The sequence below is a fragment of the Curtobacterium sp. SL109 genome, assembly GCF_026672405.1.
GTDB lineage: Bacteria > Actinomycetota > Actinomycetes > Actinomycetales > Microbacteriaceae > Curtobacterium.
Map to the genome: position 1 here is coordinate 516,049 of NZ_JAPPRB010000002.1, position 24,769 is coordinate 540,817.

Annotated in this window: 21 protein-coding genes; 4 read left to right on the plus strand and 17 right to left on the minus strand. The window is 69.9% G+C overall.

From position 1 onward, the window contains the following. Positions 1-445: 445 nt before the first annotated feature. Complete coding sequence (locus OVA28_RS03865; RefSeq protein WP_268095837.1) at positions 446-982, minus strand: TetR/AcrR family transcriptional regulator; 537 nt, start codon at positions 980-982, stop codon at positions 446-448. A 108-nt stretch (positions 983-1,090) separates the two neighbouring features. Here OVA28_RS03865 and OVA28_RS03870 point away from each other — a divergent pair, with 108 nt between their 5' ends. The 3 genes from OVA28_RS03870 to OVA28_RS03880 all read left to right on the plus strand — a co-directional run bounded on the left by OVA28_RS03870 (position 1,091) and on the right by OVA28_RS03880 (position 3,008). Then, positions 1,091-1,453: a DUF4267 domain-containing protein gene (locus tag OVA28_RS03870; protein ID WP_268095838.1), complete on the plus strand. Its 363-nt coding sequence runs from the start codon at positions 1,091-1,093 to the stop codon at positions 1,451-1,453. A gap of 84 nt (positions 1,454-1,537) precedes the next feature. Further along, complete coding sequence (locus OVA28_RS03875) at positions 1,538-2,002, plus strand: ester cyclase (protein WP_268095839.1); 465 nt, start codon at positions 1,538-1,540, stop codon at positions 2,000-2,002. A 115-nt stretch (positions 2,003-2,117) separates the two neighbouring features. Beyond that, the gene (locus OVA28_RS03880; RefSeq protein WP_268095840.1) at positions 2,118-3,008 is read left to right on the plus strand and encodes an NAD-dependent epimerase/dehydratase family protein; all 891 of its coding nucleotides are present in this window, start codon (positions 2,118-2,120) and stop codon (positions 3,006-3,008) included. Positions 3,009-3,411: 403 nt separating this feature from the next. On the opposite strand, the gene dnaB is transcribed toward OVA28_RS03880, so the two are convergent. The 16 genes from dnaB to OVA28_RS03960 form a co-directional block, all read right to left on the minus strand. Next, positions 3,412-4,779, minus strand: coding sequence for a replicative DNA helicase (gene dnaB / locus OVA28_RS03885; RefSeq protein WP_416354627.1), 1,368 nt, complete (start codon positions 4,777-4,779; stop codon positions 3,412-3,414). A gap of 569 nt (positions 4,780-5,348) precedes the next feature. Next, positions 5,349-9,800 carry an FtsK/SpoIIIE domain-containing protein gene (locus tag OVA28_RS03890; RefSeq protein WP_268095841.1) on the minus strand — a complete coding sequence of 1,484 codons (4,452 nt, stop codon included), beginning with the start codon at positions 9,798-9,800 and terminating at the stop codon, positions 5,349-5,351. Beyond that, complete coding sequence (locus tag OVA28_RS03895) at positions 9,800-10,723, minus strand: hypothetical protein (protein ID WP_268095842.1); 924 nt, start codon at positions 10,721-10,723, stop codon at positions 9,800-9,802. The genes OVA28_RS03890 and OVA28_RS03895 overlap by 1 nt, the downstream gene beginning before the upstream one ends. Next, positions 10,720-11,568 (minus strand): hypothetical protein, encoded by an 849-nt coding sequence (locus OVA28_RS03900; RefSeq protein WP_268095843.1) that lies wholly within the window; start codon positions 11,566-11,568, stop codon positions 10,720-10,722. The genes OVA28_RS03895 and OVA28_RS03900 overlap by 4 nt, the downstream gene beginning before the upstream one ends. Then, positions 11,565-12,194, minus strand: coding sequence for a hypothetical protein (locus OVA28_RS03905; RefSeq protein WP_194659578.1), 630 nt, complete (start codon positions 12,192-12,194; stop codon positions 11,565-11,567). The genes OVA28_RS03900 and OVA28_RS03905 overlap by 4 nt, the downstream gene beginning before the upstream one ends. A gap of 31 nt (positions 12,195-12,225) precedes the next feature. After that, positions 12,226-13,680, minus strand: a complete 1,455-nt coding sequence (locus tag OVA28_RS03910; protein ID WP_268095844.1) for a hypothetical protein — start codon at positions 13,678-13,680, stop codon at positions 12,226-12,228. Then, positions 13,680-13,991 carry a type VII secretion target gene (locus OVA28_RS03915; RefSeq protein WP_268095845.1) on the minus strand — a complete coding sequence of 104 codons (312 nt, stop codon included), beginning with the start codon at positions 13,989-13,991 and terminating at the stop codon, positions 13,680-13,682. The genes OVA28_RS03910 and OVA28_RS03915 overlap by 1 nt, the downstream gene beginning before the upstream one ends. 87 nt (positions 13,992-14,078) lie before the next feature. Continuing rightward, positions 14,079-14,372: a WXG100 family type VII secretion target gene (locus OVA28_RS03920; protein ID WP_071278485.1), complete on the minus strand. Its 294-nt coding sequence runs from the start codon at positions 14,370-14,372 to the stop codon at positions 14,079-14,081. A gap of 289 nt (positions 14,373-14,661) precedes the next feature. Then, a complete protein-coding gene (locus tag OVA28_RS03925) occupies positions 14,662-16,080 on the minus strand; it encodes a hypothetical protein (protein WP_268095846.1) in 1,419 nt (472 codons plus the stop codon). Beyond that, positions 16,080-16,391, minus strand: coding sequence for a hypothetical protein (locus tag OVA28_RS03930; protein WP_194659581.1), 312 nt, complete (start codon positions 16,389-16,391; stop codon positions 16,080-16,082). The genes OVA28_RS03925 and OVA28_RS03930 overlap by 1 nt, the downstream gene beginning before the upstream one ends. Positions 16,392-16,466: 75 nt before the next feature. After that, positions 16,467-16,760 carry a WXG100 family type VII secretion target gene (locus tag OVA28_RS03935; RefSeq protein ID WP_071278485.1) on the minus strand — a complete coding sequence of 98 codons (294 nt, stop codon included), beginning with the start codon at positions 16,758-16,760 and terminating at the stop codon, positions 16,467-16,469. 196 nt (positions 16,761-16,956) lie between these two features. Further along, positions 16,957-17,409, minus strand: coding sequence for a 50S ribosomal protein L9 (gene rplI / locus OVA28_RS03940; RefSeq protein WP_071278494.1), 453 nt, complete (start codon positions 17,407-17,409; stop codon positions 16,957-16,959). A 14-nt stretch (positions 17,410-17,423) separates the two neighbouring features. Next, the gene (gene rpsR, locus OVA28_RS03945; RefSeq protein WP_071278496.1) at positions 17,424-17,681 is read right to left on the minus strand and encodes a 30S ribosomal protein S18; all 258 of its coding nucleotides are present in this window, start codon (positions 17,679-17,681) and stop codon (positions 17,424-17,426) included. 47 nt (positions 17,682-17,728) lie between these two features. Beyond that, positions 17,729-18,322: a single-stranded DNA-binding protein gene (locus OVA28_RS03950; protein WP_071278498.1), complete on the minus strand. Its 594-nt coding sequence runs from the start codon at positions 18,320-18,322 to the stop codon at positions 17,729-17,731. A gap of 3 nt (positions 18,323-18,325) precedes the next feature. Beyond that, entirely contained in the window at positions 18,326-18,718 is a 393-nt protein-coding gene (gene rpsF, locus OVA28_RS03955) for a 30S ribosomal protein S6 (RefSeq protein WP_071278500.1), read from the minus strand. A 264-nt stretch (positions 18,719-18,982) separates the two neighbouring features. Beyond that, positions 18,983-20,413 carry a CCA tRNA nucleotidyltransferase gene (locus OVA28_RS03960; protein WP_194659582.1) on the minus strand — a complete coding sequence of 477 codons (1,431 nt, stop codon included), beginning with the start codon at positions 20,411-20,413 and terminating at the stop codon, positions 18,983-18,985. 122 nt (positions 20,414-20,535) lie between these two features. Here OVA28_RS03960 and OVA28_RS03965 point away from each other — a divergent pair, with 122 nt between their 5' ends. Then, on the plus strand, positions 20,536-24,678 hold the full coding sequence (locus OVA28_RS03965; protein WP_268095847.1) for a DUF6049 family protein: 4,143 nt from the start codon (positions 20,536-20,538) through the stop codon (positions 24,676-24,678). The last annotated feature ends 91 nt before the right edge of the window (positions 24,679-24,769 follow it).

The window sequence follows — 24,769 nt, forward strand, 5'->3', positions numbered from 1 at the left end:
ACTCCTGGACCAGTAGGAGCGCAAGGCGCCCCGAAGCTGCGGCAGCACGCCACTGATGATGCTCCTGCTTCCGCGCATTGCGCCAGCTAGGGCCGAGGATGGCGCGCAGGACGGCGAGGGCACGTCAGGTGTTCGCCAGCGGATCGGGTACCGAGACGGTGCGGGCGGCGATGCCGATGGTAGACAGACGCATGCGCATCCGCCCCCGGACTCTCACGCTCCTGATCGTTCTCGCGGCTTGCGGAGTTGGCCTCCTCGTACTGCCCCCGGGAGTGCCAACGAAGATCCTCGAGGCGGCACTCATCGTTGTGGCGTTCGTGGTGCTGATCGTCTCAGGACGAGCTGGCCGGTCGGGCCGCTGACCGCCGGCAGGTGATCCATCCGCTGCCCGGTAGCCGATCGCTGCTTGGCGTGGGTGAGGGCCTGTACCCGTCGAGTGCTTGTTCTAGTTCTTGCTCAGGTGTCGGTGGGCGTAGTCGAGTCGGGCATCCGATCGCGCTGGGGGTAATCGCTTGCTGATCTCCAGGGTCGCCAGCCCGTGGACAGTCGCCCATGCCACCTCAGCTTCCGTGACATCGGGACCAGGGAAGGCCGCCCGGATCCCGGCGAAAGCCCGCTGAAGTGCGTCCGGCCCGGTTCCGGTCCCGAACTCAAGGCCCGACGGCATCGAGAACATCGCTTCGTAGATGTGCGGCTGTTCGGTTGCGAAGGCGAGGTAGGCCTGCATCCTTGCCAGCGGTTCTGCGGGCACCCCTTCCAGTGCCGTCGCGATTGCATCGAATCCTCCGAGGGCGACGGCATCGATGAGCGCTTGACGCCCGCCCGCGAACGCGGAGTAGATGACGGGTTGCGTCACCCCCAACTCGGACGCGAGCCGGCGCATGGTCACGGCCTCCCACCCTTCTGTCTCCGCAACGCTGCGAGCTGCTTGGGTGATCTGGTCGCGCCGGAGGTCGAGGTCGGGGGCTGGTCGTGGGGACATGCTTCGAGAGTAGCAGAGCAGAGTTAGATAACAACGGTAGACAGGCTCCGAATGGTGTGTTAGCTTCGTTGTAGAACGACGTTAGCTAACCTTCGAAAGGTTCTCCTCATGATCATCGCCGCCCTCATTGTCGCTATCCTCGGCTGCCTCTTCATCCTCTTCATCGGCGGCCGCTTCGTCGTCGCTCCGAAAATCGCCACCGCAGGTTTCGGCGTCGCCGAGGACCGCCGCCGGGCCTTCACGAGCATCAAGGGTGTCCGCGACATCACCTCCGGCATCGTGCCACTGGTGGTCCTCCTCGTCGCCGGCCCGCACGTATTCGGATGGGCCCTTCTCGCCGCGGCGATCACCCCGATCGGTGACGCGATCATCGTCGTCACCAACGGCGGCACCCTCCGCCACGCTCTCAGCATCCACGGCGCCACCGCAGCGGTCCTCATCGCCGCCGGCCTCATCCTCGCCCTCGGCTAAACCCACCGAGCACCGCTCGCCGACGGCCCACAACTCGCTCCTCATTCCCCAGCAACCCTCAACCATCTCGAAAGGCCACCACTCATGAGCACCACGAACGAGTACAACAGCACCGACGACACCGCGACCGAGAACATCGTGCGCGCCTTCTACGAGCCCTTCCGCACCGGCGACACCACCACCTATGACGAGATCCTGGCGGAGGACTGGATCGACCTGCCCCTCGCTCCGGGCCAGGAGCAGGGCCCCGGCGGCATGGCCGGCCAGATCGCGCTCTTCCGACACGCGATGCCCGACTACAACGTCGAGCACCAGGACGTCATCGTCCAGGGTGACAAGGTCGCCGTCCGCAACACCGTCTCCGGCACCCACCAAGGCGCCTTCATGGGTCACGAACCCACCGGCAAGCGGATCGAGATGCGCACCATGGACGTGCACCAGGTGCGCGACGGGAAAATCGTCACCACCTGGCACCTCGAAGACTTCGCAGGCCTCATGGGCCAGCTCAACGCCCCCGCAGACGCTCCCACCCCGGCGCCCTGGGGCTGAGGACCAACACCTCGGAGGGCACGAACTCGCCTGTCGAGCTCGTGCCCTCCTTCAACGCCTGAGCGCACCGCTTAGATACTCCCGCCAGCCATCCACAACGTGAAGAAGGCCCCAAATGAAGGTGTTCCTGACCGGTACTACCGGCTACCTCGGATCCGCAATTGCCACCCAGCTCCTCAACAACGGGCACGACGTGCTCGGGCACGTCCGTACCGCTGACGCGGCAAGCCGCGTCGCCCAGCTCGGCATCATCCCGCAGCTCGGGTCCCTCACCGACCCTGCCTGGCTCCGTACCGTGCTCGCTGGTGTCGACGGCGCCATCCACGCCGCCAGTCCTAACGATGCCGGAAGCGCAGCACTAGATCACGCAGTCCTCGACACGGTACTTGACGCGTTTGCCGGCACCGGCCAGCGCTACGTCCACACCGGCGGGAGCTGGATCCACGGGTCCGGACAGCATCTCAACGAACACAGCCCCTTCGCACCACCCGAGATGGTCGCCTGGCGACCGGTGGTCCTCGAGCGCATCAAGGACGCCGCAGGAACGGTGCGCGCCACGATGGTCGGTCCCGCGAACCTATACGGCCAGGGCGGCGGACTCGCGAGGCTGCTCCTGAATGGCCCCGTTGACGACGGACGCCTGGTCTATCCCGGCGACACGCAGAAGTTCGCCGCCATCCACGTCGACGATGCTGCCGCCCTCTTCGTCCGCGTCCTCGAACACGACGCACCCGGAAGCTACGTCATCGCCAGCAACGACCACGCGACACCAATGAACTCTCTCGCGCGTGCCCTCAGCCAGATACGCGGCCTCCAAGGCAACATCCGTGCAGAAGCCCCTGCCGCTGCCCTCAACCGGCTTGGCATGCTCGCCGAACCCATGCTCCTCGACGCCACCTTCAACACCTCGGCTGCTCACGAGCTCGGCTGGTCGCCGGAAGGCCCTGCCCTAATAGACGACGTGCTGTCCGGGTCGTACAAGCGCAGCAGCCAGCGGACCCAGTAGCCCAGCTACGACCACCTCAAGTGTTCGATAGGCGGTCGTCTACCGGCACACAGCTGGCGGCGACAACCACGACAACTTGCCCGTGTCCTGCTTGACCTGGGGATTCCCGTATGACTGTCCCGCAAAAATGCCCGGTGAAGGGGCGCTAAACGCAACACCGTTCACGCACCCGCGCAAGGGCGCAGCACTTCCAGTCGGATGACGCCAGCGGGGGCAGATCGCTGCGCGTCCCGCTCGAGCACGACCCCTCAGAACGCCATGTCCACGCGACAACAACCTAGGGCGCGCGGCACGCTGCTCCTGACTCCCCGGGAGACGACCCCTGACCGAGGCAGCACGAGGAACGCGCTCCGGCGACAAGTTGTGCGCGAAGGAGACAAGTTGCGTGCGCGGCGACAAGCACCTACTGCGGCATGTCCACGAACCTCGAGAACATCCCGTGGAACGCCACCGTGATGGTGTCAGTCGGTCCGTTGCGGTGCTTCGCCACGATGAGGTCCGCCTCACCCTGCCGCGGGTTGTCCTTCTCGTACGCCGACTCACGGTGCAGCAGGATGACCATGTCGGCGTCCTGCTCGATGGACCCGGACTCACGCAGGTCGGAGATCATCGGCTTCTTGTCGGCACGCTGCTCGGGCCCACGGTTCAGCTGGGACAGGGCGATGACGGGGACCTGGAGCTCCTTCGCCATGAGCTTGAGCGCACGCGAGAACTCCGAGACCTCCTGCTGGCGGCTCTCGACCTTCTTGCCCGAGGTCATCAGCTGCAGGTAGTCGATGACGACGAGCTTCAGGTTGTGCTGCTGCTTGAGTCGACGGCACTTCGCGCGGATCTCGACGAGCGTCATGTTGGGGGAGTCGTCGATGAAGAAGGGGGCGTCGTTGATGCGCCCGCGGGTCTGCGCGATGGTGGTCCAGTCGCGGGAGTCCACGGTGCCCTTGCGCATGTTCTGCAGGGGCACGCTGGTCTCGGCGGAGAGCAGACGCATCGCGATCTCGGCGCGACCCATCTCGAGCGAGAAGAAGGCGGCCGTCTGGTTGTGCTTCAGGGCGGCGGCGCGGCACAGGTCGAGCGCGAGCGTCGACTTGCCGAGTGCGGGTCGGGCGGCGACGATGATCAGCTGCCCGGGGTGGAAGCCGTTCGTCAGGCCGTCGAGCTGCGCGAACCCGGTCGGCACGCCGGTCATCTGGCCGTCGCGGCCCTTGGCGGCCTCGATCTCGTCGATGGCGGCGGAGATGGCCTCGGTCAGGGGGACGTAGTCCTCGGTCTGCACGCCACCGGCGACGTTGTAGACCTCGGCCTGCGCGCTGTTGACGAGGTCGGTGACCTCACCCTCCGACGCGTAACCCATCTGCACGATGCGGGTGCCGGCGTCGACCAGGCGACGCAGGACTGCCTTCTCGGCGACGATCGCGGCGTAGTACCCGGCGTTCGCCGCGGTCGGCACCAGGCTCGTCATGCTGTGCAGGTACTCGGCGCCGCCGGCTCGGGACAGCAGCCCGGTCTTGGTCAGCTCGTCGGTGACGGCGATGACGTCCGTCGGCTCACCGTGGGAGTACAGCGACAGCATCGCGTCGAAGATGACCTCGTGCTTGGGGATGTAGAAGTCCACGCCGCGGGCGGTCTCGATGACGTCGGCGACGGCGTCCTTCGACAGGAGCATGCCGCCGATGGTCGACTGTTCCGCCAGCAGGTCGTGCGGCGGGGTGCGCTCCATGCCACCGCGATCCGCGTACGTCTGCGGTGCCGGGTCCAGATGCGCGATCGACACACGTGCTCCTCTTGTTGTCCGTACGGGCCGCCCCCGCACGCCAGTCCTACCCCGAGCAACCGACATCCCCCGGTCGCGCGCTCACCGTACGGGGTGCAAGTTATCCCCAACAAGTGCCCCTGTGGACAACTCTGTGGAGGACTCGCGGAACACGCCGGGAAGCAGTGTGGACAACTGTGGACAGACATGTGGAAAGAGTGGCCTGAGAACATACTTTCGACCGTTTGACCTGGGCTTTTGGTTTCCACACTGTGTGTGGACAACCGTGCTTCAATGTGCGCTTGAAGGTTCCCGATTTGACGTCGTCACTGTGCGGAACGACTTGACAAACCGGTTCCTGAACGGAGTGCTCCCGGCTGGCTCCCAGGGAGCCCAGCCGACCGCGGATGGTAACCGGCCAACGCAGCGCACCCCGCGCCTCCAGGCTGGGAGTGGCGCAGACCGGACCGGAACCGGCGAGCCGGAACGAGGCCGGAACCAGGCCGAGACCGACCCGGGACACGCCCGACACCACCGAAATGAGAACCGCAAGCGGCACAACGACGAGCAAGAACAAGAACAAGCGAGCCTCACCCCGCCAGCACCGCGCCCGCCCCCGCCCCGACGCCCGCACTCCCCGCCCGCGTCGACGCCCGCACCACCGGCACCTGCAGCGTCGACGCGATCCCGGTCCCCAGGTGCACCAGCGCCGACCCGGGCACGATCCGCGACGAGATCGACGACCGCGAGATCCGCACCCCGATCAGGTCCCCGGCCAGGGTGTCCTGCGGTGACAGCAGAGCCCCACGACGGTTCTTCTTCGCGTCGACCTGCCACCCGCCGAACCCGGCGGCGAGACCCGTGGTGTTCCCACCGAGCAGCAGCCCCTGCTGGTTGTCCACAGCGGCCCGGCCCCAGTCGCGCAGCCATCGCGCGGCCGAGCAGTCGATGAGCAGCTCCCCGTCGTCGACCACGAGCACGAGCGGCGTGCCGTCGGGGGTGAGCACGGGGGACAACTCGTCCACAGTGACGTCGTCGCCGGTGAAGACCGCACGGACGCCCGGCAGCCCGGCCAGGTCACGCACCGGTCCCTGTCGGGGCGCGACGACCACGAGCGAGGTCCCTCCGACCAGCAGTGACCGCGCCATGGCAGCGAGCATGGTGGACCGACCGGAGCGGGACGGTCCGGCGACGACGAACGTGCCTCCACCGGTGGCGAAGTCGACGGTCTGGAGATCCATGTCGTCACCCCCGATCCCGGTCACCGCCACCAGCGGGACGAGCGTCGGCGCGGAGTCGAGCGCCAGGGCGGCGTCGAGGTCCAGGTCCTTCGGCAGCGCGTCGACCCGGAACGGCCGCGGCGCTGGCGGGACCGGGAACTGCTCGCGGATGGCCACCGCGAGGTCGCGGACGGCCGTCGTCTGCCCCTGCCCGGAGACGTCGGTGCCCAGCGTGGCGAACTGCACCTCGATGCCGGAGTCGGCGCGGAACCCACGGCCGGCGGGGATCGACGCCGGCAGCTTCCGGTGGTTGATCCCGCCGAGCGAGTAGTCGAGCCGGTCCGTCAGTCGCAGCACGACCTTGTCGTCGGTGAGCGTCGACATCCGCGACGACATGAGCGTCCGGTCGCCGGAGATCACGACGTGGATGCCGGCCGCGGCACCGTCGCGGAGCATCGACTGGATCGCGTCGGTCAGGGCCCCGCCGTCGACCTCGCCGAGGGAGGTCGTGAAGTTCTCCCACCGGTCGATGAGCACGAGCACGTGCGGCAGCCGCTCACCGGGGGCGGCGAGCAGGCGCTGCTCGGTGATGTCCGCGGCGGATGCAGCGGCGATCAGGTCGTGCCGCCTGGCCATCTCCCGGGTCAGCCGGTCGACCAGGCGCGTCGCGCGTTCGACCTGCGTCCGCTGCACGACGCCACCGCAGTGCGGCAGGTGCTGCAGCGACGCGAGTGCGCCGTTGCCGCAGTCGATCGCGTACAGGTGCAGGTCCGACGAGGGGACGGACTGCGCGGCCGACGCGGCGATGCTCCGGAGCGCGGTGGACCGACCGGACCCGGGCGCCCCCACGACGTACTGGTGGGTGAAGCGGTCCAGGTCGATCTCCGCCGCGCGCTGCTCCTGCGTGTCCGGCAGGTCCTCGACGCCGAACGGGAACCGCAGGGTCTCCGTCGACGCCGCCAGCGACCGCCGCGTGCCGACGGAGGCGGACGCCACCTCGGCGAGCGGCAGCAGCTCCGGCAACGGGGCCAGCCACGGGCTGTGCAGGGGGCCGATGCCCAGGCGGTCGCGCGCGTCCGCCATCGCCTGCACCAGGACCGACAGGTCGGTCGCGGCCGACGACTGGTCGCTCCGGGTCGGTCGCGCAGGTGGTGCGGTCGCGAAGTCGCGCCAGTCGAGCACGCGGACGAACGGGAGGCTCGTGGCCGGGTCCTCGTCGCCGGCCCACCGGCCGCCGACCCGCGCTGACTGGAAGGGCACCACGGAGGAGTGCCCGAGCCGCGCGTACGCCCGGCCGGGGACGCTCTTCGGGATGCGGGCCGCGTCGGCGACGTCGATCACGTCGGAGCTCTCGCCGGTGTCCGTCATCCGGAGTGCCACGCGCAGGTTCGTGTTCGCGCGGATGTCCGGCCCGACCACGCCACCGGGGCGCTGCGTCGCGAGGATCAGGTGCACGCCGAGGGACCGGCCGCGCTGGGCGATGCCGATGAGCCCCGCGACGAAGTCGGGCAGCTCGGTGACCATGGCGGCGAACTCGTCGATCACGATGACGAGTCGCGGCATCGCCTCACCGGCACCGCCACGGGCCAGGTGCGTCTCGTGGTCCTCGATGTCCTTCGCACCGGACGCGGCCAGGATGTGCTCGCGCCGGGTGAGCTCGGCGCGCAGGGAGCGGAGCGCGCGCTCGACGAGGTGCTGGTCCAGGTCCGTGACGAGCCCGACGGTGTGGGGCAGCTCCGACGCCACGCTGAACGCCGCACCGCCCTTGTAGTCGACGAGCACGAAGGTCATCTGGTCCGGGCGGTTGGCCAGGGCGAGCGACGCGACGAGGGTCTGCAGGAACTCGGACTTGCCGGACCCGGTGGTGCCGGCGACCAGGCCGTGGGGGCCGTCCTTCACCAGGTCGAGGGCGAAGGCGCCGTCGATGCCCACGCCGACCACGGCCGAGGTGGTGGCCTCGCGCGAGGTCCAGCGGTCGGCGACGAGCGCCCCCGAGGGCTGCGGCAGGTCGACCACGTCGAGCAGCCGTGCGGCGTCGGGCACCAGGCCGTCGCCGTCGGAGCCGCTCGTGTCCCGCAGCGGGGAGACCGCGCGGGCGACGGCGTCGTACCAGTCGTCCTCGACCCGGTCGGTGAGCACGAGCTCCACCGGGGCGGCGAGCTGACGGCGCAGGACGAGCTCGGTCGCGGTCCGGTGCGTCACGGTCGCGACGCACTCCTCGGGCAGCTGCCACTCCTCCTCGTCGATGCAGACCAGGCGGATGCCGCACGCGGGCCCGTCGCGGAGCAGTCCGACGACGCCGGGCATCGCACGCAGCCGACGGGCGCCGTCGAGCACGACGACGATCTCGGGCGAGAACCGCGCCCGCATCGACCCGTTCTTCGTCCGCTCGGCCTTCCGCTCCGCCAGCACCTGGCTGAGCTCGGCGAGCCGACGGCCGATCGTGTCGCCGTCGGCACCGATGAGCGCGAGGGCCTCCTGCCCGTTGGTCGGTCGGAGGTGCGGCAGCCACAGGGTCCACGCCCACGCCGGCACGTGCTGCTGCGCGGTCAGCACGACGAACTGCACCTCGCGCGGGCTCTGCGTGACGGCGAGCTGCCCGAGCACCCATCGCCCGAGGTCGCGGGGCAGGTACGCGGCGCCGGGGATCCCGAGCACGCCGACCTCGGCGAGCGGGACGGTCACCGGGACGCCGCGGGTGATCCGCTGCTCGTCGGCCAGGCCGTCGAGGTCCCGGTCGTCGTCCACGGTGACGGTCGACGGCAGGTCCCCGACACCGATCCGCACGTGCAGGTGGTCCGTGTCCGAGGGCCGGCGCTCCCAGAGGCGACGACCGGGCGTCCCGGCGACGACCCGGAGCGACGCCGCGTCGAGCGCGGAGGACCGTCGCTCGTCCCGCTCGGCGAGCACGGCCCGGGCGATCGCGGCCTCGAGCGCGGCGACCCGTTCCCGGTGCTCCGCGGTCTGCTTCCGGTGGCTCTTCTTGCCGGTGCGCCGGGCCGTGACGGTCTGCCCGACGACCATGATCGGGGTCATCGCCGCGAACAGCAGGTAGAACGGCGAGTGGAACACGGTCGCCATCACGATGCCGAACATCGCCGGCACGAACACCATGATCCAGGGGATCGCCGAGCGCTGCGGCGGGACCGGCGGCTTCGGGATCCGGAACTGCGTCGTCAGGAACGGCGGCAGCAGCCTGGGCGGCCGGTTGAAGTCGAGCTGCCCGGAGTCCGGCGGCTGCAGCAGGAGCCGGTCAGCCACGGCGACGGGCCGCACGGTGAGCACGCTGGAGCCGAGCCGGACCAGGGCGCCCGGTTCCCAGACGACCCACTCGTCGCCGACGGGTTCGTCCTCGAGGGTCGCCGCGACCGCCTCCACGGTGCCGGCCGCGGGGTGCTCACGCGGGGACAGCCGGAGGGTGACGGTCCGGTCGAAGGCGATCCGAGCCTCCAGGCCGGGGTGGTCGGCAGCCTGCGCGCCGACGGCCGGGGCACCGTCCTCGACCAGCGCGATCCGGACGTGGCCGGGCGCCAGCCGGCGTTCGCGACCGGCACCGACGCCACCGGCGACCAGCAGGTGGACGACACCGCGCTCGACCTCGGGACGGTCGGTGCCGTGGACGTGCAGGACGGCGCCGTCGACCAGCCCGCTGCGCGCGAACGGGACGTCGCCGTCGGATGCGTCGGACGGCATGGGTGCGCTGCCGGTGCGTCGCGCCAGGGCGTCGACGACCGATCGCATGGGGGTCTGGCCGGGTGCGTCGACGAGGACGTCGGAGGTGGTGCCGACGACGTCGTCGGCGACGGTGACGACGACGCGCATCAGGCGCGCAGCTCCTCGACGACGGTCGCGTCGTCCTCGACCGGCACCGCGGCGACGGTCGACAGCAGCTGGTCCACCCAGCGGACCACGCCGAACTCGTCGGAGACGAACGTGCCGTCACGACGGCAGTCGAGCGTCCAGCGCGCCAGCGGGTCGGGGCTCATGGACAGGGCGGCCCAGCGGCCGCCCGGGCGTTCCAGCAGGCGCGCGAGTTCGCGCCCCTCGCTGCCGCCGGGGACACCGTGGACGACCAGGAGGCCCGGGGTCGCGTCCGCCGTGACCGCCGCCACCGCCTCGCCCACGGACACGGCGTCGGCCGGTCCGAACTCGCCGTCGCGGATCCCGACGGTCAGCACCGGGGTGCCGACCGACCAGGGGTCGGTGCGGACCTGGTCCACGATCCGGCGCGCGACCGCGGCACGGGCTGTGCGGTCGCCGTCCAGGGCGACGAAGCCGGAGGCGCGGCGCAGGTCGACCAGGACGGCACCGTCCTGGTCGCTGCCGAGGCCGACGACCGTCGCGAACTGCGTCGACGGGGTCTGCCCGAGCGGCACGGCCTGCAGCGCCCACATCGGGGCCGACCACGAGCGACCGTCCGGGGTGGTCTGCCACGGCTCGGGGGGCGCAACCGTCGGCGACGCGAGGTCCAGGCGCACGGTGGGGCCGACCACGGCCCGGACGAAGCCGGGGAAGCCGACGCGGGCGACGGTGCACGACGCCTCGACGCTGCGGAGCACGCGGTCGGTGGCCCAGGCGGCGCCCTCCTCGCGCCGGGGCAGGTCCGCCCAGGCGGCAGCGTCCGAGACGGGCCGACGGCGGTGCGCGATGATCGTCGGCACGACGAAGGCCAGGGCGCCGAGGAACAGCACCACCGACATCGTCAGCATGAGGTGGGACTCGGGGTGGGAGAGCGACCAGTTCATGCGGCTCCTCCGAGCTGGGCCAGGCGGCGTTCCAGGGTGGTGGGCTCGGTGCCGGGGACGTCCGTCCAGCGGAAGGTCGTCATGATCGCGTCGAACAGGGTGACGAGGGCGTCGGTGAGGTGGTCGGTGGTGTCGTCCGCCCCGCTGTCGGTGTCGGTGTCGGTGTCTGCGGCTGCGTCGTGCGTGCTTGCTGGCTTCGCTGCGCTGATCGCGGAGAAGGACATGACGACCCAGCGGCCGGGGCGGTGGGGGACCGGGATCGTGTAGACCACCTGGCGGTCGTCGACGACGGGCAGGTCGTCGCCGAGGCCGGGGAGTTCGGCGCCCGGGTCCACGCGCCGGATCACGGTCTCGGTGCGGGCAGCGATGCCGCCGTCGACCTCGCGGATGCCGGGGTCGTCCTGGTCGTGGCGGGTCGGCAACGCGTCCGCGAGGACCTGCGCGATGACCTGCTCGGGGGCCTGGTCGGACTCGTCCTCCACCTCGGTCTCGATGATGGAGACCGGGGGCGTGTAGCCGTCGACGGGCTGCACGGCGAGGTAGACCGCGTTCGCGCCGTTGTCGCCGGCCTCGACCACCGTCGCGGTCAGGCGCTTCCGCATCTCCTGGCGCAGGGGTTCGGCACGGTCGCGGGGCAGGTCGTCCGGGAGCGCGCGGGCGATGACGTCCCGGACGATGGCCGCGAGTTCCTGCCGGTCGTCCTCGCGCGCGGGGAGTCGGGCCCACCCGGGCGGGACCACCATGAAGAACGAGGCCGTGGGGTCGGTGCGGGGCAGGTCGGTGGCGTCGGGATCGGTGTCGGTGGGGGCGGTGTCCGGGGCGTCGGTGCGGGTGGTGTCGCTCATGCGGTGACCTCGTTCTTGACGGCGGCGAGCAGGTCGATGAGCTCGTCCCCGAACACGGGGACGACGTCGAGGTCCCGGGTGCGCCAGAGCACACGCGTGTCGACCGGAGTGGCGGTGTCGGCGGTCTCGAAGGTCTCGCGGCGGACGGCGCAGACGGTGGCCCAGATGGCACCGTCGTCGTCGAGGTCGTACCGCGTGACGACGGGCCCCTCGCCACCGACGTGGTCCGGCAGCTCGTCGACCGCCGGACGCTCGACGGGCAGGCCGCCCTCGGCGCCGGCGAGCTCGAGCAGCCCCGGCCCGTCGGACTCCGCCATGCCGACGGACACGACGACCGGCAGCGGCCAGCGGTTCGGCACCCCGAGTCCCGCCACGAGCCGTTCGCCACCGTCGAGCGCGGCACGGAACTCGAGCAGCGTGTCGAGCGCCGCCTCCGGGTCCACCTCGGGCCCGCCGTCGAACACCCGCTGGTCGGCCGGGGCGTCGCGGTCGACCTGCGCGATCGCCGCGAACAGCTCGAGTGCCCCCGCGCGCCAGGCCGGGGTGACGTCGGCGGTGCCGGGCACGACGAGCCACTGCGGGACCTCGACGTCGATGCGCGAGGTGAGGACGGGTGTTGCGCTCATGGGCTCCACTGCTTGTCGCGTCCGACCGGGGTCAGACGGTGATCGGGTGCTTGACGGCGGACCAGTCGTCGGTCCACGGTCGCTTCGTGTCTGCGCCGTCGCCCACGGGGTTCAGGACCAGACCGGCGATCGAGTAGTTCCGCCCCCAGACGCTCAGCCCGCCGTTGACGTACGTGTGCCACTTCGGGGCGGTCCCGACGACGGCACCGAACCCGTTGGCGCCGCCCCACTTGCCGAGGTCGTTGCGCAGGATCTGGAAGTCGACGCCGCCGATGCGTTCGGCCCAGCCAGTGAAGCCGTTCTTGGTGAACAGGTCGGAACCGAACTGTTTCGAGATGGTGGCCCAGTCGTTCTTGATCGTCGTCCCGACCTTCGGGATGTTCCACCAGTTGGGGTTCTCCTTGAACTTCCCCAGCAGGTCCTCCATCTTCGCGATGCCGTTCTTCGTGACGGCACCGTCGAGCTGGTCGGCGTACTGCAGGTCGCCGTACGCGTCGTCGAGGCTCTTCGTCTTCGACAGCCACCCGCCGATCGCGTCGTTCCGCAGCTTCGCGATCTTGCCGAGGTCGACCTTCGTGGCGTTCTGCACCGCGGTCTTGCCAGCCGTGATGCCCTTGCTGAGGGCGACCGACGTGGCCTTCGTGATCCCGACGCCGACGCCGAGCGTGACGACGCCGACCACGGCCATGACCAGGTCGAAGACGTTGCCCTCGCCGAGCGCCGTCAGCCCGATCTGCGCCACCAGGCTGACCCCGGCCGCCACGGCACCCATGATCGCGAGCACCCCGACGCCCGGGATCAGGATCGCGAGCGCCGCCAGGGCGATGCCGATGTACGTGAAGATCTTGACGATCATCTTGAGCAGCTTCGAGAAGAACGCCTTGATCTTGTCCCCGAGGGTGTCGTGCAGGCCGTCGTGCCAGCCCTCGCGGATCGTCGACGCTGCCGCCTTGCCCGCGGCGTTCAGCGCGTCGACCGCTCGACGCAGCCGGGCCTTCGCGGCGTTCGCACTGTCGTCGGCGGCGGTCACGGCACGGTGCTTGGCGTCGATCGCGCCCTGCTCGTCGTCGGTCAGCGGCGGGGCGTCCTGCGCTCGACCCTGCGACGGGTCGGCCATCCCGCTCGCTCGTGACCCGGCGGCGGCGGCGTCCTCGGCGTCCCGGAGCGCTCCGGCGGACTCGGTCAGGGCGTCCTCGAGGTGCGGGACGTACCCGGTCAGGGCGTCCTTGATCGCGACGTAGCGACCGGCCATCTTCTCCAGTGAGGCCCCGACCTCCTTGCTCTTCTTCCGGACGGCGTCCGCGGTCTCACCCTTGAACTGCGACTCGTCGCCGTCACCGATGCTCTTGAGGGTGCTCGCCTCGCTCGTGATGGCGTCGGCGATCATCGTGTAGTAGCTCACCAGGCTCTGCACCACTGGGACGTCGGCCACGACCGGGTCCGAGCCCTCACCGAGCAGCGTCCAGTCGCCGCCGCGTGCCGGCATCAGTGGCCCTGCCCGTCGGTCGCCTGCGACTCGGTCGAGAGCTTGTCGTGGAGGTCCTGGTCGACGGCCGTCCAGTTGTCGGCAGCCTTCTGCACCTTGTCGTGCAGGTCCTTCACCGCGCCCTTCATCTTGTTGCGGTGGATCTTCCAGTCGCCGGAGAAGTCGTGCATCGCCTTCTGCAGGTCGTGCTGCCCGTACACCTGGTCGAGCTCCCGGTCGTCCGACCGCTGGTGCTCGAGCTCGTCCGAGATGTGCTGCAGCTTCGTGGCCGAGTCCTCGAGGACGGCCTTCGTGATGATGAGGTCTGCCATGGGTGCTCCTGGTCGGTGAACGGGATCGGAACCGGCTCGGTCCCGGTGCCCGTCGTCGTGACGGGGACCGGGACCGGTGCGGTGTCGCTACTTGATCGCGTTCGCGAGCTCCTGGTCGGTCTGCTGCAGTGCCTCGGCGGCCTTGTTCAGGTACGTCGACATGCCCTCGAGACCCTCGATGGTCTTCGTCGCACCGTCGTTGAACTCCTGGTAGGAGCTGCCGAAGGCAACGGACGACTGGTCGGTCACGTAGCCGCCGGTGATGAGCGAGTCGACGAGCGACTTCAGCTCACGCAGCTTCGAGGTGATGTCCTGCTCACCGTTCACGAGTCGGGTCGCGGCGTCCTGCATCTCGCCGTAGGTCACGTTCAAGTTGGGCATTGCCAGCTCCTGTCGTTCGTCCGTGGCCCCGGTCGAGGCACGTTCAGGAGGTTATTCCGGAGCGGTACGACTTTGCGGGGTACATTCCACCGGCAGGACACCGATCACATCTGCACACTGATGTGCACATTCCAGTACACCGCCGCGGGTACCGGGTCGAATCGAACTGATGTTTCGATGTCAGTACCGGAGAGTATCCGTTGCTACCCGCGTGTCGCGAGCGCGTCTTCCGGACGTCCGGTCCCCATTTGTGCCGACAGCGGCGGCCCGTCCGACGGGTGTCGAACGGTCAGAACCCGTGCACGAGCGAGTCGGACGCCTGCTTGTAGCCCGGAACGCGCTCCTGGTCGGAACCCCAGCCGGTCGGCTTGATGCCCTGCCCGTACCCGAACGTGTTGATCCAGCTCGCGACCACACGGCCGCCGGCGACGTACTTGTGCCATGCCGGCAGAGCCGCGATGTCGACGCCGTGGTCCCGCTTCATCGCGACCTTCATGGCGTCCATCTCGATCTGCCGGTCGACGCTGAACAGTCGGTCCGACCGCCAGTCGCGCTTCACGAAGACGTCCCTGATCTTGCTCTTGTCCTCGGTCCAGAGCGTCTTGTTCGGGTGCCACCAGTTCGGCTTCTCCTTGAAGCCACCGAGCGTGTTCTTGGTGATCGTGTCGATCCGCAGGTCGGTCAGGCGGTTGATGTGCCGGTCGATCGTGCCGACCGTGCGCGCCGCGGTGCTGTCGTTCAGCGCGTTCTTGACGTTGATCGAGCGGACGTCCTGCAGCTTCTTGATCTTCTCGAGGTTCGTCTTCGCGAACCCCTGCATGCCCTTGCCCAGCCCGGCGGTCTTCGCCACGGAGGCGGCCTTCGTCATGATGCCGCCCACGCCGACGAGCACGAGCCCCACGGCCGAGGTGATCACGTCGAGCCAGGAGCCCTCGCCCATGCCGGCCAACGTGATGTTCGCCACCAGGACCACGGACGCGGCGACGGCGGCCATGAACGTCAGCATGCCGACGCCCGGGATCAGGATCGCCAGGGCTGCCAGGGCGATGCCGATGTACGTGAAGATCTTGACGATGATCTTCAGCAGCTTCGAGAAGAACGCCTTGATCTTGTCGCCGAGGGAGTCGTGCAGGCCGTCGTCCCAGGCGGCGCGGATCGTCGACGCCGCAGCCCTGCCGGCGCCGTTGATGCCGTCCACCGCGCGCCGGAGTCGTGCCACCGCCGCGTCAGCGCTGTCGGTCGCCGCGCTCTCGGCACGGTGCTTCGCGTCGATCGCGCCCTGCTCGTCGTTGGTGAGCGGCGGTGCGTCCTGCGCCCGGTTCTGCGACGGGTCGGCCATCGAGGCGGCTCGCGCACCCGAGGCCGAGGCGTCCTCGGCGTCACGGAGCGCCGCGGCCGACTCGGACAGTGCGGTCTCGAGCTCCGGCAGGTACCCGGTCAGGGCATCGCGGATCGCGTCGTAGCGGCCGGACATCTTCTGCAGGGACTGCGCGACGTCCTTGCTCTTCTTCCGGACGGCATCGGCGGACTCGCCCTTGAACTCCGTTGTGTCGCCGTCACCGATGCGGTGCAGGACGTCGGCCTCAGCGCTGATCTCCTGCGCGATCGTCGTGTAGTAGTGCACCAGGTCCTGCACGGTGGCGACGTCGGCCACGACCGGGTCGGACGACTCGTGCAGCAGCTCCCAGTTGCCGGCGCGGGCGGGCATCAGGCGGCCTGCCCGTCGGTCGGCTGCGACTCGGTGGTGAGCTTGTCGTGCAGGTCCTGCTCGAGGGCGGACCAGTGCTCGACGGACTTCTGCATCTTGTCGTGCAGGTCCTTCACCGCGCCCTTCATCTTGTTGCGGTGGATCTTCCAGTCGCCGGAGAAGTCGTGCATCGCCTTCTGCACGTCGTGCTGCCCGTAGACCTCGGTCAGCGCACGGTCGTCCGACTTCTGGTGCTCGAGCTCGTCGGAGATGTGCTGCAGCTTGGACGCGGAGTCCTCGAGGACCGCGCGCGTGATGATGAGGTCTGCCATGGGTGCTCCCGGTCGATGCGGTGGAGGAGGACGGCCGCCCGGGGTCGCACGGACGCGAGACCCCGGGCGATCCGACTACTTGATCGCGTTCGCGAGCTCCTGGTCGGTCTGCTGCAGTGCCTCGGCGGCCTTGTTCAGGTACGTCGACATGCCCTCGAGACCCTCGATGGTCTTCGTCGCACCGTCGTTGAACTCCTGGTAGGAGCTGCCGAAGGCGACCGAGGACTGGTCGGTGACGTAGCCACCGGTGATGAGCGAGTCGACGAGCGACTTCAGCTCACGCAGCTTCGAGGTGATGTCCTGCTCACCGTTCACGAGTCGGGTCGCGGCGTCCTGCATCTCGCCGTAGGTCACGTTCAAGTTGGGCATGTGCGTGCTCCTGGTCTCGGGATTCGTTCGCCTCCGGTACTGGAGGCCGTGACGAACGTACCGAGCTGTCCACCCCGGGACGAGGTGGTTCGGAGCCTGTTCACCGACCGTTCCACGGGCGGACGCGACCCGCGGGAACGACGGAAGGCGGGCCTCCCGACTGGGAGACCCGCCTTCCGACGGAACGGACGCTGCCTTACTTGGCGGCGACCACGTTCAGGGAGATCGTCGCGACGATGTCCTCGCGCAGACGCACGGTGGCCTCGTGGTCACCGACGGTCTTGATGGTCGCAGGGACCTCGACCTTGCGCTTGTCGAGCGAGCCGACGCCCTGGGCCTCGACGGCCGAGGCGACGTCCGCGGGACGCACGGAACCGAAGAGACGGCCGTCCTGGCCGGCCTTGACGGTCAGCTGGATGGTGGCGTTCTCGAGCTTCATCTTGAGGTCCTGTGCCTCTTCGATGGTGGCGAGCTCGCGTGCAACACGGCCGGCGCGGATGGCCTCGACCTGCTTCTCGCCGCCCTTGGACCACGCGACAGCGAAGCCCTGGGGGATGAGGTAGTTGCGGGCGTAGCCGTTCTTGACGTCGACGACGTCACCGGCGGAACCGAGGCCGGAGACCTCGTGGGTGAGGATGAGCTTCGACATGTGTCGACCCCCGATCAGCGGCCGGAGCCAGCGTAGGGGAGGAGCGCCATCTCACGGGCGTTCTTCACGGCACGGGCGATGAGACGCTGCTCCTGGACGGAGACACCGGTGATGCGACGGGCGCGGATCTTCCCACGCTCCGAGATGAACTTGCGAAGGGTCGCAACGTCCTTGTAGTCGATGACACCGACCTTGATGGACTTCGCGGGAGCGGCGTTCTTGCCGCCCTTCCCGCGAGGCTTGCGGCGGTCGCCGCTGCTCTTTCCAGCCATTGTGTTTTTTCCTTAGGAGAAGAAGTAGTTGTTCGTCCGCTGAGGGATCAGAACGGGGTCTCGTCGTCGTAGGTGCCACCGGGGGTCGACCACACGTCGTTCCCCTGTGCCCCACCACCCTGCTGGCCACCCTGCGGCGACCACGGCTCGTCGGAGCGTCCACCGCCGGCGCCAGCGTTGCCGCTGCCACCGCCGTTGCCGCCACCGGCGTTGCCACCGAAGTTGCCGCCGCCACCGGAACCGCCGCCGACCTGTCCACGACCGCCGCCACTGCCACCCGCTGCACGGGTGATCTGGGCGGTCGCGTACCGGAGCGACGGGCCGATCTCGTCGACCTCGAGCTCGATGCTCGTACGCTGCTGGCCCTCGCGGTCCTGGTACGAGCGCTGACGGAGACGGCCCTGCACGATGACGCGCGAGCCCTTCGTCAGCGACCCCGCGACGTGCTCGGCGAATTCGCGCCACACACTCGCGCGGAGGAACAGCGCGTCGCCGTCCTTCCACTCGTTCGCCTGACGGTCGAACGTGCGAGGGGTGGAGGCGATGGTGAAGTTCGCCACAGCGAGCCCGTTCTGCGTGTAGCGCAGCTCGGGGTCAGCAGTGAGGTTCCCCACCACCGTGATGACGGTTTCGCCGGCCATCGGTTACTCGGCGCTCGCGGTCGCGGGAGCCGGCGCAGCGGCTGCCGAAGCGGCCTTGCGGGCGGCACGGGCCTCGTCGCGCTGCTTCTGGGCGGCAACCTGTGCCATGCCCTCTTCGGCGCGGAGGACCTTGGTGCGGAGCACGGCCTCGGAGAGACCGAGCTGGCGGTCCAGCTCCTTGGCGGAGTCGGCGGACGACGTGAAGTTCACGACGGCGTAGATGCCCTCGGTCTTCTTCGCGATCTCGTACGCAAGCCGGCGACGGCCCCATACGTCCACGTTGTCGACGGTGCCACCGTCGTTGCGGATGACCGCGAGGAACTTGTCCAGGCTGGGAGCGACGGTGCGCTCATCGATCTCGGGGTCGAGGATCGCCATCAGTTCGTACTGGTGCATGCGGAACCCACCTCCTTTGGTCTCGAACGGCTCCGGGCGGTTCCCGGAACAGGAGGGTTGATGCATGTGTGCCGATGCGCAGGTGCGCGGGCACAACCCCGCAAGCCTACCTGACGGCCTGGAGGCCCGCTACCGGTGTGTGGAGACCGCACGACACCGGTGTTCGTCGGTCACGCCGCGTCATTCCGCGGTTCCGCAGGAAGACACCGGTGTCTTGCGGTCACTGCCCGCCAGGCGGCCGCCTCCACGGACGGGAGGCACGGGTCAGGCCGGGCGCGACGCCCACCAGGTGCGCAGGCGCTCCTCGGCGACCTCGGCCCCGAGGGGGCCCTCGTCCATCCGGGCCTCGAGCAGGAACCGGTAGGCGTCCCCCACGGCACGGCCCGGCGGGATGTCGAGGATCCGCATGATGTCGTCCCCGGTCAGGTCGGGCCGGATCGAGTCCAGTTCCTCTTGATCGGCGAGCACGGCGATCCGGGCCTCGAGGTCGTCGTACGCGAACGCGAGTCGGTCGGCCTTGCGGCGGTTCCTCGTGGTGACGTCGGAGCGCGTGAGTTCGTGGAGCCGCTCGAGCTGCGGGCCGGCGTCCCGCACGTAGCGACGGACGGCCGAGTCGGTCCAGGCGCCGTCGGTGTACCCGAAGAAGCGGAGGTGCAGCTCGATGAGCCGGCTGACCGCGGCGATGGTGTCGTTGTCGAACCGCAGGGCCCGCAGCCGCTTCTTCGCGAGCTTCGACCCGACCAGGTCGTGGTGGTGGAAGCTCACGGCGCCGGCGGGCTCGAGCTTCCGGGTCGCCGGCTTGCCGATGTCGTGCAGGAGCGCCGCGAGCCGCAGCACGGTGTCGGGAGCGTCGCCGGCGTGCCGCTCGTGCTCGTGGCCGATCGCCTGGGTCAGCACCGTCAGCGAGTGCTCGTACACGTCCTTGTGGTGGTGGTGCTCGTCGATCTCGAGCCGCATCGCCGGCAGCTCCGGCAGGAAGAGCTCGGCGAGCCCGGTGTCGACGAGCAGCCGGATGCCGGGCACGGGGTCGTCGGTGTCGAGCAGCTTGACGAGCTCGTCACGGACGCGCTCGGCGGAGACGATCTCGATGGACGGGGCCAGTTCCGTCATCGCCTGCTCGACCTCGTCGGACACCGTGAAGCCGAGCTGCGAGGTGAACCGTGCCGCACGCATCATCCGCAGCGGGTCGTCGCGGAAGGACACGGTGGCGGACTGGGGCGTGCGCAGGCGTCCGGCGAGCAGGTCCTCGACCCCGCCGTGCACGTCGACGAGCTCCCGCGCGGGGAGTCGGAGGGCCATCGCGTTCACCGTGAAGTCGCGACGCAGCAGGTCGTCCTCGATGGTGTCGCCGAAGGCCACCTCGGGCTTCCGGGTCTCGCCGTCGTAGACGTCGCTGCGGTAGGTGGTGATCTCGACCTGCTCGCCCTGCACCCGGGCGGCGATCGTGCCGAACTGGCGGCCGACGTCCCAGGTGGCGCTCGCGATGGGCTCCACGATCCGGAGCACGTCGTCGGGCCTGGCGTCCGTCGTGAAGTCGAGGTCGGTCACCGGTCGGCCGAGGAAGGCGTCCCGCACCGGACCGCCGACCAGCGCGAGTTCGTGACCGGCCGCAGCGAACGCGCGCGCCAGTGCCGCGACGGGCGCGGTGGCGGCGAGTGCGTCGAGTCGTTCGACGGCCTGGGCTACGGACTGCATGACGTCCTCGATCATCCCAGATGGACGCCGCGGGTTGTCCACACCCCTGGCGCGCACGCGAGGCTCTCATGGTCGTGCCTCATACACTCGTCGAGGTCCGAACCGATCACGGGCCCCACCGCATGCACATTCTCCGCTCCTCGCTCGCCGCCGCCGCGACCGCCCTCGTCGCCCTCGGTCTCGTCGTCACGCCCGCGTCGGTGACCCCGGCGCAGGCGGCCACCGAACCGACCACGACGACACGAGTGGCGGACCCCGCTGCCGGCGACGACGGGAAGGCCAGCGTCGAGGTCGTCCCGGCGGACCACGGCGTGTTGCGCCCGGACGAGCCCCTGTCGCTGACGGTCACGGTGACCAACGACACCGACGCCGACCTGCCGACGGGCACGGCGGAGTTCGGCATCTACCGGCAGTACGCGGGCACGCGCGACGTCCTGACCGACTGGTTCAAGGAAACCAGCACGACCGGTTACCCCGGCGCACCGATGGGCACGGTGGACGTCCCGGTGGTCCCGGCGCACCGATCGGTCACCCTGAGTGACGTCGAGCTCATCCCGGGCAACGTGGCCCTCGGTGGGTACCCGTCCTTCGGTGCGCGGCGCATCTCCGCGGACTACACGGCCGGGTCGACGTCGGCCATCGACCGCACCGCGATCACCTGGTACCCGAACTACGAGCAGACCCCGGTCGGGGTGTCGGTCGCGATGCCGGTCACCATGCCCGCGAACGCCGGCGGGCTGATCCCCGCCGGTGACCTCGCAGCGGCCACCGCGGTCGACGGCACCCTGTCGCAGCAGCTCGACGCCGCACAGGACCACAACGTCGCGCTCGGCATCGACCCGCGCATCATCGCGTCCATCCGCATCCTCGGGGAGAACGCACCGTCATCCGCGATCGCCTGGCTCGACCGCCTCGAGCGGATGCGCAACGAGACCTTCGCACTGTCCTGGGCCGACGCCGACGTCACCGGGCTGCGGCAGGCCGGGTCCGACGAGATCCTCGCGCCGATCTCCCTCGACCAGTCCGTCAACGCCGACAACTTCCCGGGCGCCAGCACGCCGAGCCCGACCGGCACGCCGAGCACCACCGGAACGCCGACGCCCGGGGCGAGCGACACCCCCGCGCCCACCCCGTCCGTCGCCCCGAGCGATGACGCCACCGTGGCACCGGGCACCCCGACGGACACCACCCTCCCGACCACGGCGTCGCTGCTCGACTTCCCGTACACGATGTCCTCCGTCGCCTGGCCGACCGAGGGCACCGTCGCGACCGACGACCTCCCCGCCCTGCGGAAGGCCGGCACGACGTCCACCATCGTCGCGAGCAGCAACACCTCGGCCGGCGGGGACACCACGATCGCCGCGTCGGAGAAGATCGGCGACGACCACGTCCTCGTGTCCGACCAGGGCATGTCAGCGCTCCTCCGTGACGCCGCCACGGCCACCACGCAGCGCGCCTGGTCGAGCGCCATGAGCGAGCTCACCGCGACGTTGGCCACCGCCTCCCGTCAGGGCAGCACGAGCAGCCCCGTCCTCCTCACCCTGGGCCGCTCCTGGCCGACGGACTCCACGCGTCTCAGCGAGGCACTCGACGTCCTCGAGAGCACCGCGTGGGTCTCGCCCGCCGACCTCTCCACGACCGCAGCGGCGACGCCCGGCTCGCTCACCCTCGCCAGTGCGTCCGACGACGACGCCCGGCTCGACCAGCTGCAGCGCGTCGTCCGCTCCGCACACGACCTGACCGACTTCGCCTCCGCGGTCGCTGACCCGGCCCAGCTCACCGCCCCCGCCCGCCTGGCGGACCTGGCCGCGGCCTCCAACGCCTGGCGGTCCGACCAGGACGGCCTGGTCGCCGCCGTCGACGCCCGGGTCGCCAAGACCGACAAGGTCGTGTCGAGCGTCGGCATCCTCAACGGCAGCAGCATCCTGCTCCTGGGGGACCGGTCCTCGCTGCCCATCTCGATCCGGAACCGGTCGGCGTACCCGATCACCGTGTTCCTGACGGTCCAACCGTCGAACTCGTTCCTGCGCATCGAGAAGAACGCGGTCAAGGTCACGGTGCAGCCGGACTCCTCGAACCGCGTCACGTTCCCGGTGACCTCGGTCGCCAACGGCAAGGTCGAGCTGACCATGGCCCTCACGACGGCCGCCGGCGTCCGCATCGCCGACCCCGAGGTCGTCGAGATCAACGTGCAGGCCCAGTGGGAGAGCGTGATCACGGCAGCCGCGGCCATCGCGGTCGTGCTCATCTTCGGCCTGGGGATCTTCCGCAACGTCCGCCGCCGACTCCGTCGCCGCCGCAACGGCGAACCCGACGAGCCGCGCGAGGACCCGAACCGGCTGTTCGTCGCGGATGCGCCAGGAGCGGAGCCGTCAGGAGCAGACGCATCCGGAGCCGACGCGTCCGGACCGGACGACCGGACAGGAGGCCCCGAGCACGTCCCCGGGACCGCCACCGCCCTCGCCACGGCCGGCTCCACCGCCGCCCTCGCCGAGGACGGCGGCGACCGTCTCGACGCCGCGATCCACCGTGCCGGAGCCGTGTCGAGCCTCCAGGCCGACGACAGCCGCACCGACCAGCCACAGGAGCCGACGATCAGCACCCCCCAGCCCCAGCCGTCGGCCGCAGCGTCCGTCGCCCAGCGCAGCCTGGGTCGGGCGAGCGCCATGCTCGCCGCGGGGACGATGATCTCGCGCGTGCTCGGCTTCGCGAAGACGTTCGTGCTCGCGTACGCGATCGGGCAGACGCACTCCCCGGCAGCCGACGCCTTCGCGGTGTCGAACCAGATCCCGAACAACATCTACGCGCTCATCGCCGGCGGCCTGCTCTCCGCCGTGCTGATCCCGCAGATCGTCCGCTCGATGAAGCAGAACGCCGACGGCGGCGTCTCCTACGTCAACAAGATCGTCACCCTCGGGGCCACGGCGTTCCTCGTCATCACGGTCGTGGCGACGGTCATCGCCCCCGTGCTCGTGCGCCTGTACGCGTCACAGGCCACGGACGGCAAGGGCTTCTCGCCCGAGCAGACCGACCTGGCCGTGGCGCTCGCGTTCTGGTGCCTGCCGCAGATCCTCTTCTACGCGCTGTACTCGCTCCTCGGTGAGGTCCTCAACGCCAAGCAGGTCTTCGGGCCGTTCACCTGGGCACCGCTGATCAACAACGTGATCGCGATCGCCGGCCTCATCGTGTTCATCGCCCTGTTCGGCGGCCGCGTGGAGAACTCCGGCGTCGACACCTGGACCCCGATGAAGATCGCCGTGCTCGCCGGCAGCGCGTCGCTCGGCGTGCTGGCGCAGGCCGCCTTCCTGCCGCTCTTCTGGCGTCGCGCGGGTCTGACCTTCCGACCCGACTTCCGCTGGCGTGGAGTGGGCCTCAAGGCCACCGGGACGGCCGCGGGGTGGCTGTTCGCGATGATCCTCGTCACGCAGCTCGCCGGCATCGTGCAGTCCCGCGTGGCGTCCCTCGGCACCGGCAGCGCGGGCAACGCGGTGCTGCAGAACGCGTGGCTGCTGTTCATGCTGCCGCACTCGATCATCACGGTGTCGATCGCGACCGCGTACTTCACGCGGATGACGCACGACGCCGAGCGCGGCGACCTGGACTCCGTCCGGCGCAACCTGTCCCTGTCGCTCCGGATCGTCGGGCTGTTCACGGTCTTCTCGTCGGTGGCGCTCATCGTCGTCGCCGTGCCGTTCGGTCGGATGTTCGCGCGGGACTTCGAGGGCGCGCTGTCCATCGGTGCCGTGCTGCTGGCCTACATGCCCGGCCTGGTGCTGTTCAGCATGCTCTTCATCATCCAGCGGGTGTTCTGGGCCATGCACGACCACCGCACCCCGTTCCTCATGCAGCTCGTGCAGTCCGGGCTCTTCGTCGTCGGGGCCCTCGCCGTCACCACGCTCCCCGGCAGCGCAATCGGCGTCGGGGTGGCTGCGTGCACGACGCTCGCCGGCACCGCGCAGACGATCGTCGCCCTCGTGCTGGTCCGCCGCCGCCTCGGTGGCATGGAGGGCGCCGTCGTCACCCGCTCCCACGTGCAGTTCGTGATCGCCGCGCTGCTCGCCGGCGTCGCCGGGCTGCTCGTCGCGAACTTCTTCGGCACGTTCTCGGCCGACGGCTTCGCGATGGCGGACTTCACCAGCGCGGCCATCACGGTGGTGCTCTCCGGCGCGGTCATGGTCGTCGTCTACTTCCTCGCCCTGGTCGTCGCGAAGAACGGCGAGATCGCGAACGCCGTCCGCCTGCTGCGCTCCCGCCTCGGTCGCTGACGACCCACCACCCGTGCCGGACCTGTCCGTTCACCGGCCGTGTGGAATGCCCCACGGCTAGCATTGGTTGACCCGGTCAGTACGCAACGGA